This is a genomic window from Helcococcus kunzii ATCC 51366 (genome assembly GCF_000245755.1).
GTDB classification, from domain to species: domain Bacteria; phylum Bacillota; class Clostridia; order Tissierellales; family Peptoniphilaceae; genus Helcococcus; species Helcococcus kunzii.
On record NZ_JH601088.1, the window covers coordinates 88,422 to 99,432 of the forward strand.

The 11,011-nt window shown below is 32.2% G+C and carries 7 protein-coding genes; all 7 read left to right on the top strand.

Annotation, left to right across the window (positions count from 1 at the left end; genetic code table 11):
* The first annotated feature begins 79 nt into the window (after window positions 1–79).
* Entirely contained in the window at window positions 80–1,663 is a 1,584-nt protein-coding gene (locus HMPREF9709_RS00390; RefSeq protein ID WP_211204490.1) for an ABC transporter substrate-binding protein, read from the top strand.
* 89 nt (window positions 1,664–1,752) lie between these two features.
* Window positions 1,753–3,093 carry a trigger factor gene (gene tig, locus HMPREF9709_RS00395; RefSeq protein WP_005396882.1) on the top strand — a complete coding sequence of 447 codons (1,341 nt, stop codon included), beginning with the start codon at window positions 1,753–1,755 and terminating at the stop codon, window positions 3,091–3,093.
* Window positions 3,094–3,127: 34 nt separating this feature from the next.
* Complete coding sequence (gene clpP, locus HMPREF9709_RS00400) at window positions 3,128–3,718, top strand: ATP-dependent Clp endopeptidase proteolytic subunit ClpP (RefSeq protein WP_005396883.1); 591 nt, start codon at window positions 3,128–3,130, stop codon at window positions 3,716–3,718.
* On the top strand, window positions 3,718–4,929 hold the full coding sequence (clpX, locus tag HMPREF9709_RS00405; protein ID WP_005396884.1) for an ATP-dependent Clp protease ATP-binding subunit ClpX: 1,212 nt from the start codon (window positions 3,718–3,720) through the stop codon (window positions 4,927–4,929). The genes clpP and clpX overlap by 1 nt, the downstream gene beginning before the upstream one ends.
* A gap of 93 nt (window positions 4,930–5,022) precedes the next feature.
* A complete protein-coding gene (locus HMPREF9709_RS00410) occupies window positions 5,023–7,308 on the top strand; it encodes an HAD-IC family P-type ATPase (protein ID WP_005396885.1) in 2,286 nt (761 codons plus the stop codon).
* A gap of 9 nt (window positions 7,309–7,317) precedes the next feature.
* Window positions 7,318–9,648 carry an endopeptidase La gene (lon, locus tag HMPREF9709_RS00415; RefSeq protein ID WP_005396886.1) on the top strand — a complete coding sequence of 777 codons (2,331 nt, stop codon included), beginning with the start codon at window positions 7,318–7,320 and terminating at the stop codon, window positions 9,646–9,648.
* 311 nt (window positions 9,649–9,959) lie between these two features.
* Entirely contained in the window at window positions 9,960–10,541 is a 582-nt protein-coding gene (gene yihA, locus HMPREF9709_RS00420; protein ID WP_005396887.1) for a ribosome biogenesis GTP-binding protein YihA/YsxC, read from the top strand.
* The last annotated feature ends 470 nt before the right edge of the window (window positions 10,542–11,011 follow it).

Consider the following 11,011-nt stretch of genomic DNA (forward strand, 5'->3'; position numbering starts at 1 on the left):
AAAAATAACTAAGGGGAATATAGTATTTATCATATTAGCCTTTGTTTTTCTTTCCATATATTTTATTCCGAAAAAGGAAGTGGCTGAGCGTGAAGATGAAAATTATGTTGTGAATCCTAGGCTACTGACTAATTTGGATAGTTTAAAAATTGCTGTCCCTAAAACTAATAATAATTTAAGTATGCTAGAAAAGAGCGAAACGGACGTTTCGCTTTTGTCTAGATTGGTTAATCCTTCGTTGTTTTATAAAGATAAAAGTAACAATGTAAAAAAGGAAATTGCTAAGGATTATTGGTACGAAAATGAAGGAAAGACAATAGCTATTACGCTTAGAGATGATTTTGAATTTGGTAATGGAAAAAAGTTAACTACAAAAAATATATTAAACACATATAAAGTACTTGCTGATCCTTCATTTAATGGGAATGAATTTACATTGCTTGAAAACCTTGAAGGATATTATCCTTATAAAGTTAAACTGACAAAGGTTTTTGAAGGTGTAGAAGTTTTAGGTGACTATTATATAAAGTTCCACTTTAAGACGGCAAATCTTTCAAATATCAATGCTTTATTGTATCCTATTTTAAATATAGATGATGACGACTATAAATATAATGAGGTTTATAAGATAGATAGAAACAAGATTTTAGATGGTGCTGGTACATACAGCGTATCTCATTATAATGAAAAAAGTGTTAAATTAGAATTGAAAAACATTCCAAAAAATAGAGATATAAGAGTAAAAAATATTGAGATTTTTAGTCTAAATTATATTGAAGCGATTGAAAAGTTTAAAAAAGGGGAATTAGATATATTGCACAAATATGCTAGGACCGAAAATCTGGATAGTTATATGGATGAAAGATTGTTTCAATTTGCAAAAACGATAGACAATCAGTCATATAATTATCATTATATTGGATTTCATAAAAATAGTAAGATATTTAACGATGAGAGAAATAGACTAGGTCTTAGAAATTCGATTGATATAAAGAAAATGGTTGAATCGAATATTGGTAAGGATATTTACACTTTTCCCAATATACCCGTTTATGAAAATTCTTGGTTTAATAAGCAAGGTGTAGAATTTAATAATACTGAAAAATTAGAAGAGATATTATCAAAGAAGTATAAAAAGCAGGGGAAATACTTTATTGATGATAAAAATAAAGATTTAGATATAAGATTGGTGTATTCCAAAGATGACATTTTTTTCAAAAGAATTTTGGATGATTTTATTAAATCAATTGAAGATAATGGGGTTAAAGTTAAAGCCCAATCATTATCTACAAAGGATATGTACAAGGCGATAAGTGGAAAGCTTGATTATGATATCTATGTATCTCAAAGAAAGATGTCTGAAGTGCCAGAGTACAAATATGAAGAAAATTATAAGGAAGTGGAAGGATACACAATTACGAGCATTATGGAAGATGGTTTTTTATATCTTCTAGAAAAGATAAAGACAAATACGGATGATCCTTTTATCGTTCAGATATCAGATAGATGGAAACAATCATTTGAAAAAACTGTACCATATGTTGTGCTATCGACCCAAAATGTGACTTCCATAATAAATAATAGGATTGAGGGTATATATTTAAATGAGTTTGTTGGATTGGACAATATAGAAAATTTGAAAAATATAAAATTTGAGGAATGATTTCCGGAATTATCAGGAGAGTGTTCAAAAACAACAATTATATGTTATAATATACAAGCTAAAATAAAGAAACAAAATAGGAGATGAATATGAGCAAATTAGTATCACATGAAAAAAACGTAGCAAAATTTACAGAAGTAGTAAAATCTGAAGATTTTAATGCAAAAGTAAAAGAAGCTTACAATAAAAATAAATCAAAATTTAATATCCCAGGATTTAGAAAAGGGAAAGCTCCAAGAGCAATCATTGAAGCAAATTACGGTAAAGAAATTTTCTGGAATGATGCTTTAGATTTAATCATACCTGAAGTATATGAAAAAGCTTTAGAAGAATTAAACTTAAGACCAGTAGCACAACCATCTGTTGATATTGATGGTGACATTAAAGATGGTGAAGATATCACACTTAAATTTGAAGTTGAAACATTCCCAGAAGTTGAATTAGCAGATTACACAAATATTGAAATTGAAAAACAAGAAACAGAAATAGATGAAGAAAGTGTTAATGCAAGAATTCAACAAGAATTAGAAAAAAATAAAGTAATTAAACCAGTTGAACGTCCTGTAGAAATCGGTGATCTTGTAACAATCGATTTTGAAGGATTTAAAGATGGGGAATCATTTGAAGGTGGAAAAGCTGAAGACTTCGACTTAAAGATTGGTTCAAAAACATTTATACCAGGATTTGAAGAAGGATTAATCGGTAAAGAAAAAGGTCAAGAATTTGACTTAGATGTTACATTCCCAGAAGATTATCAAGAAGAAAGTCTAAAAGGACAACCAGTTGTATTTAAGGTAAAAATTAAAGAAGTTAATGAAGAAATTTATCCAGATTTAGATGATGAATTTATAATGGATATTTCTGAATTTGACACAGTTGATGAATACAAAGACTCAGTTAGAAAAGAATTAAAAGAAACATTAGATAAAAATAATGAAATTGATTTAGAAAATCAAGTAATCGAAGAAGTTATTAGACGTACAGAATTAGACGTGCCAAATCAAATGATTGAAGATCAATTACATGATGAATTACACGAATATGAACATCAAATCAGCCATATGGGTCTAGATATGAAGACATATTTAGAATTAACAGGTATGACTGTTGAAGATATTAAAGATCAATTAAGAGAAAGAGCAGAAAACAAAGTAAGAATTGATATTATTTTAGATAATATTATCAAGAATAAGACTTATGAAGTTTCTGATGAAGAAATTGAAGCTGAATATTCTGATGTTGCAAAACAATATCAAAAAGAAGGGGATGAAGAGTTTATGAAGATGTTAAAAGCTCAAGTAAGCCCTGAAGATATTAAAACAATTTTACAAAGAAGAAAAGCAGTTGAAGAATTTAAATCAAATGTAGTATTTGTTGAAAAACAAGATACAGAAGAAACTGAAGAAAAAGAAGAAAATACAGAAGAATAATATATACAGACGAGTGTATTAGAAGGAGGCAATTATGCCATTAGTGCCAACAGTTATTGAAACAACAAATAGAGGCGAAAGAGCTTATGATATCTATTCTAGATTATTAAAAGAAAGAATTATTTTCGTTTCAGGTGAAATTAATGATCAAATGGCAGATATCATTGTCGCTCAATTATTATTTTTAGAATTTGAAGATCCAGATAAGGATATTCAATTATATATCAATTCACCAGGGGGATCCGTTACTGCAGGACTTGCAATATTTGATACAATGAATTACATCAAACCAGATGTATCAACAATTTGTATCGGACAAGCTGCTTCAATGGGTGCTGTGTTACTTACAAGTGGAGCAAAAGGAAAGAGATATTCTTTACCAAATGCTAATATCTTGATACATCAACCACTTGGTGGAGCTCAAGGTCAAGCGACAGAAATTAGCATTGTTGCAGAACAAATTCTAAAAATTAGAGAAAGATTAAACAAGATTCTTTCAGATAGTACAGGTCAAGATATGGAACAAATCAAGCTTGACACTGAAAGAGATAAATATATGACAGCGCAAGAAGCGTTAGATTATGGACTAATTGACAAAGTTATAGATAGTCACAAGGAGATTTAATGTCTGAATTTAAGGAAAATGAAGCTTTTTGTTCATTTTGTGGGAAATCATCAGATGATGTTAGATTAATATCTGGTCCAAATAATGTATATATCTGTAATGAATGCGTTAATTTGTGTAAAGAAATTTTGGATGAGGAAGAAAAGATTATGGAAGATCTAGAGTTTTCTGATCTTCCTATTCCTAGTGAAATAAAAGCATATCTTGACGAATATGTAATCAAGCAAGATAAGGCGAAAAAGACACTGGCTGTATCCGTATATAATCATTACAAAAGAATAAAGCATGCTAAAGAAACAGATATAGAAATTCAAAAATCAAATATTTGCATGGTAGGACCTACTGGCTCAGGTAAGACATTGTTAGCACAAACACTTGCGAAAATTTTAGATGTACCATTTGCAATTGCCGATGCTACAAGTTTAACAGAAGCGGGTTATGTTGGTGAGGACGTAGAAAATGTAATACTGAAGCTAGTTCAGGCAGCAAATTACGATATTGAAAGGGCTCAAAAAGGCATTATCTATATTGATGAGATTGATAAAATAACAAGAAAAGCAGAAAATGTATCAATTACAAGAGATGTCAGTGGTGAGGGTGTACAACAAGCATTACTAAAATTAATTGAAGGCTCTGTTGCAAATGTGCCACCAAAAGGTGGAAGAAAGCATCCAAATCAAGAATATATTCAAGTGGATACAAGCAATATACTATTTATTGTTGGTGGAGCTTTTGAAGGTATTGAGCAAATTATCGAAAGTAGAACTGATAAAAAGACTATTGGTTTTGGTTCAAATTTAGGTAATTCAAAAGATGAAAAGGATAAAGTTTTAAAAAATATCCTTCCACAAGATTTGATGAAATATGGATTAATCCCAGAATTTATCGGTCGTATACCTATTATTGTTACGCTTGAAGAATTAAACGAGGAAGCATTGGTTAGGATATTGACTGAACCAAAAAATGCTTTGATAAAACAATACGAAGAATTATTTAAATTAGATGGAGTTGAACTAATATTTGAAGAAGGTTCAATTTCAGAAATAGCAAAATTAGCTATAAAAAGAAATACAGGTGCAAGAGGACTAAGGGCGATACTAGAAGACAAATTATTAGATATAATGTTTGAAATCCCAAATAGAAAGGATATTTCAAAATGTCTAGTAAGTGTTGAAACTATAAGGGATGATAAGTCTCCTATATTAGTATAGGGCTTAGCCCTTTTCTTTTAATAAAATAAAATTCGCTAGATTCATTACAACATTTTATGACACTGATGAATACTAGTTTTTATAGGATGCAGTATGGACGGATTAACAAAAGAAGAAGTCGAAGAAAGAGTAAAAAAGGGTCAAATCAATACAGAGGTTGACTCTAAGACCAAATCCACTAAAGATATCATTTTATCTAATACGATAAATTATTTTAATATCCTAAATATAATTTTAGCGATTTTAATCCTATTTAGTGGCCAGATTAAAAATATCCTTTTTTTACTCGTGGTAGTGTGCAATTCATCTATTGCCATATTTCAAGAAATTAGATCAAAGAGAATGATAGAGTGTTTAACTCTTCTAAGTAAAAATAAGATAACAGTTTTAAGAGATGGAAAAAAAGAAGATATAAATACTAATGAAATTGTGCTAGATGATGTCCTATTTGTGGAAACTGGGGAACAATTGCCGGTGGACTGCATAATACTTGATGGACATTTAGAAATGGATGAGAGCAATCTAACAGGTGAAAGTGAGACTGTAGATAAAAACAAAGATGATGAAGTTTATTCTGGATCCATTGTTGTGAGTGGTACGGCGAAACTTTTAGTTAAAAAGGTGGGAATGGATTCCTATACAAATAAGATAAGCTCAAGTGCTAAGGTTGATAGAAAGTATCCGAGCAAATTGAGAGATACAATGTACGGGATATTAAAGATTGTAACTATTGCAATTATTCCCGTTGGTGTTTTAATTTTTCTAAAAAATAAATTCATTTTCAAGTTGCCGTTTGAGGATTTAATCCTAAAATCTACAGCGCCTTTAGTTGGTATGATACCGGAAGGACTTATTCTTTTAACATCAGTTGCTTTAGCGGTTTCCGTATATAATTTAGGTAAAAAGAAAATCTTGATTCAACAGCTTTATTGTACTGAAAGTTTAGCAAGAGTCGATGTGCTTTGTGTAGATAAAACGGGTACGATAACAGAAGGAAGAATGGAAGTTGTTGAAACCATTGGAGATATAGAAGATATCATGCCTTCATATTTATCAGCATTTGACTATGAAAATGCTAGTGATAAGGCAATGATAGAAAAATTCTCTAAAAAGCAAAAATACAAAGTTCTTTCTAAGATAGATTTCTCAAGTGCAAGAAAATATTCCGCAGTGACTTTTGAAGAGATAGGGACTTATGCACTGGGTGCATTTGAATTTATAGTAAAAAATCCCGATAAAAAAGATGCGGATTTAGTTGAAAAATACATTAAAGATGGATTTAGAGTTTTAGTTTTAGCAAAATTTAAAAATAAGATAGAAAAAGAGATACCGGAAGATTGCAAGATACAAGGATTTATCATATTATCAGATGTTGTTAGAGAAAATACTTCTGAACTTTTTGAATTTTTTAGAAATGAAGGGGTTGAAGTAAAGATAATAAGTGGTGATAATCCTTTTGCAGTAGGTGCAATTGCTAAAAAAGCTGGACTTAAGGAAGTTTCAGCAATAGATGTATCTAAATTAAACGATGAAGAGTTAAAAGATGCAGTTATAAACAATAATATTTTTGGTAGGGTATCACCAGAACAAAAGAAATTTATGGTGAACTGTCTACAAGAAAATGGGAAAACTGTTGCCATGACGGGAGATGGGGTAAATGACGTACTTGCATTAAAGCAAGCAAATGTAAGTATTGCAATGGCTAAAGGTAGTGATGCAGCAAAGCAAATATCAAACATTGTTTTACTAGAAAATAATTTTAAAAATCTTTATGATATTTTAATGGAAGGAAGAAGGGTAATCAATAATATACAAAAAGTTTCAACCTTATTTCTAACAAAAACATTCCTTTCAGTTATTTTTGCTTTAATATCCATACTAACTTCAATCACATTCCCATTTATACCAATTCAATTAACATTGATATCAAATTTAACAATTGGTATACCAGGATTTTTCTTAACTTTAGAAAAATCGAAAAAGAAAATTGAAGCTCATTTTATGAAAGATGTGCTTTTAAGGTCTATCACTTCCGCTGTTGTACTAGCTGCTACAGTTTTAGTAGTTGGCCTTATATTACACGCTTTTTATGGAGATGGAAGTGAATCAAGACATCTTATGTCAACTATGGCAACATATTTAGCGTTTATCAATGGTATTAATTTAATAGTTATAATTTCAAAACCATTGGATAGATACAAACTTATATTAGTATCCAGCTTAGTAGTGATAATGCTAGCGGTTGTGTTATTTGTACCGGGATTTTTCCAATTAGTAAGCTTAAATCTTACCCAAATAACCATTTTATCAATAGCTGCTACATGCATGGTACTATCACTGATATTTATATCAAAAGTAATTATGAAAAAATTAAGATAAGGAGAAGTAATGGAAAGTCTATATAAAAAATCTACGGTAACCATTCCTATGATACCTTTAAGAGGGCTTTGGATTTTCCCTGAAATGTCAATAAGTTTTGATGCGGGTAGAGAATTTTCGAAAAAAGCTGTTGAAATAGCTAAAATGAAAGACTCTCTAGTATTTTTATCTACCCAAAAAAATTCTGTTACTGAAGAAGCGGAAATAGATAACTTTAATGATTTTGGCGTTGTCGCAAGGATTAGACAGAGTGTGAAACTTCCAGATGGAAATTATAGAGTTTTAGTTGACGGTATCAATAGGGCGAAAATTCAACAATACACGCAAATACAAGAATATTTTGAAGTAGAAGTTGAAGAAATGGAATACCTTGCTGAGCAAAATGATGCAAAGCTTGAAGCGATTAAAAGAAATTCAATGGATTTATTGAAACCATATGTTCAATTTAAAAATGACATTCCAGAGGAAGCAATATTTGTATTACAAGATATTGACAATATGTCAAAATTTGCGGACATTTTAGTCACATATATAAATCCATCACCAAAAGTTGTGCAAACTCTTCTTGAAGAACTTGATGTTTACACAAGATTAGAACAATTAAATAATATTTTAAAAGATGAAATAGAAATCAATCGATATAGAGATGAGATAAATACTAAAGTTAAAGATCAAATCAATAAAGGGCAAAAGGAATACTTCCTAAGGGAACAACTTCAAATCATTAAATCAGAGTTAGAAGAAGGCGGAAGTCCTGAAAGTTTAGCGGAAGAATACAAAGAAAAAATCGAAGCGTTAGACATTCCAGAAGACAGCAAAGAGCATCTATTAAAGGAAGTGTCACGTCTTGACTACATGGCATCAGCTTCACCAGAAGTAAATGTCATAAAGACCTATTTGGACAATGTGTTAGACATTCCTTTTGGGCAATATTCCGATGATGAAATCAATATTGAAAAATCAAGAAAGATTCTAGATAAAGATCATCACGGATTAAAAGATGTTAAGGAAAGAATTTTAGAATTCCTTGCGGTTAGAAAACTAAATAGCAATGTAAAAGGCTCCATTTTGTGTCTTGTCGGACCTCCAGGGGTTGGTAAAACATCCATCGTAAAATCTGTCGCTGAAAGTATGAACAGAGAATACATTTCCATGCGATTAGGTGGGCTTTCTGACGAGAGCGAAATCAGAGGTCATAGAAAAACCTACATTGGAGCTATGCCGGGTCGAATCATCACAAGCCTTCAAAGAGCAAAAACAATGAATCCAGTATTTCTATTTGATGAGCTAGATAAAATCTCTACAAGCTACAGAGCAGACCCAGCATCTGCCATGCTTGAAGTACTAGATCCAAACCAAAATTCAGAGTTTTTAGATAGGTACATTGAAATACCGGTAGATTTATCACAAGTAATGTTTGTAACCACTGCGAATGATGTGTCAACCATTCCTTCAGCGCTTTTAGACAGAATGGAAATAATTTACGTTTCAGGATACACAGAAGTAGACAAATTATCCATTGCTAAAAAATACCTATTGCCAAAACAAATCAAGGAGAATGGACTAAAATCCTCACAATTAACTGTGTCCGATGCGGCTTTACAAATCATCATAAAAAACTACACAAGAGAATCAGGTGTAAGAAATCTTGAAAGACAAATCGCAAAACTGTGCCGAAAAGCTGCGATGAAAATCGTGGAAGGTGCAAAAAAAGTCTCAGTTTCAGTTAAAAACTACTCTGACTTCTTAGGTAGAGAAAAGAGATTAGATGACGATATAGTTAAAAAAGATTCAGTCGGAATAGTTACCGGTCTTGCATGGACTTCAGTCGGTGGAGAACTGCTACAAATTGAAGTCAACAGTATGAAAGGAAAGGGTCGCGTACAACTTACCGGTTCTTTAGGCGATGTCATGAAAGAATCAGCCATGGCTGCCATCTCATACATCAAATCCGACCAAAATAAATTAGGTATAAAGGATATAAACTTCGATGAAACAGATATTCACGTCCACGTACCCGAAGGTGCAACACCAAAAGACGGTCCATCCGCCGGCATCACAATGTCTACTGGCATCATCTCCGCCCTAACAGGCAGAAAAGTTCGTCAAGACGTTGCAATGACAGGCGAAGTCACCATTAGAGGTAGAGTACTACCAATCGGAGGACTAAAAGAAAAATCCCTTGCCGCAAAAAGATACGGCATAACAAATATAATCATACCTAAGAAAAACGAACCCGACCTTGAAGACATCCCAAAAGAAGTCTTAACCGAAATGAACTTTTACCCAGTTTCAACAATGGAAGAAGTTTTAGACATAGCCTTGGTAAAAGGGGAATAAGCACTAAATATAAAACAGATTTAGAGGGAATGGAAATTTTTCGGGTTGAATGGATTTTAAGAGATATAAAAGTATTGTAATGAAACAATGTTTTAGGGCAATGGAATCTGGAAAAGCTAGAATTGTTGTGGAGAAAAATATATCAGTTTGAAAGAATTCTGAGAGAGTATGAAAGTCTTGTCATGAAACAATATTTTAGGGCGAATGGAATTAGGAAAAGTTAGAATCGTTGTGGAGAAAAATATATCAGCAGAAACGTCCTGATGGGTAAACTTATTATAAAAAAAGAAAGTCAAATGAAAGAGGAATCAATGAAAATAATTAATCCAACTTTAGAGAAAATAGCCGTTTTAGAATCCCAGTATCCAGCACCAAATCTCTCTGAAATAGCACTTGCTGGCAGATCAAACGTTGGGAAATCTTCACTTATCAACTCTTTAATAAATAGAAAAAATTTGGCGCGCACTAGCCAAAAACCGGGGAAAACACGCACCATCAACTTTTACAATATTGACGACAAGTTTAGACTTGTCGACCTGCCGGGCTATGGCTTTGCAGCAGTATCCAAATCAGAGAAAGATAAGTGGGCTGAAACCATTGAACGATACCTAAGCTCTAGAGAAAACTTAAAAGAAGTTGTACTACTAGTTGACATACGACACGAACCAACCAACGACGATCTATTAATGTACAACTGGATATTAGAAATGGGCTTTTCAGGTTACGTTATCGCCACAAAACTAGATAAAATAGGCAAATCCCGTCTGCAACAATATATCAAAACAATAGCTCAAAAGCTTGGTATCCAAGACAGAAAGAAAATAATATACTATTCATCTGAAACAAAGGAGAATAGAGAATATATCTATAATATAATAAAAGAAAGTATTTAGCACACCGCCGCCCCGCCCAAGTTGAGTCTTAAGTGTCAACTTGGGCGGGGCGGCTACTTCTCAAAAAAGCTCAAAACTGTGAAATATCGCCTTTGGCCCCAGTGTTTCTGTAATTAGCGATTTATCCGGAAGTGCTTTGGAGTGGAATGGTGTTTTTGACCCTGACATTTTTGTAATTAGTGATTTAGCAGGGGGTGCTTGAGAACGAGTTAGATTTTCGACCCTAGCAAATTTGAAATTATTAAAATAGCAGGGGCAAAAATAGCATGTTTAACCCTAGCGTTTATAAAATTACTTAATTAGCAGGGGCGAAAATCACGTCCTTGACCCTAGCTTTTATGAGATTACTAATTTAGCAGGGGCAAAAATAGCTCCTTTTACCCTAGCGTTTTTGATTTATCTCAATCCACTAGGGTTTACAGCCCGATTTTTACCCTAGCGTTTTTGATTTATCTCAATCCACTAGGGTT

Coding starts and splice junctions, on each gene's coding strand:
- tig (WP_005396882.1), top strand. CDS start 1,753: ATGAGCAAATTAGTATCACATGAAAAAAACGTAGCAAAATTTACAGAA.
- clpP (WP_005396883.1), top strand. CDS start 3,128: ATGCCATTAGTGCCAACAGTTATTGAAACAACAAATAGAGGCGAAAGA.
- clpX (WP_005396884.1), top strand. CDS start 3,718: ATGTCTGAATTTAAGGAAAATGAAGCTTTTTGTTCATTTTGTGGGAAA.
- HMPREF9709_RS00410 (WP_005396885.1), top strand. CDS start 5,023: ATGGACGGATTAACAAAAGAAGAAGTCGAAGAAAGAGTAAAAAAGGGT.
- lon (WP_005396886.1), top strand. CDS start 7,318: ATGGAAAGTCTATATAAAAAATCTACGGTAACCATTCCTATGATACCT.
- yihA (WP_005396887.1), top strand. CDS start 9,960: ATGAAAATAATTAATCCAACTTTAGAGAAAATAGCCGTTTTAGAATCC.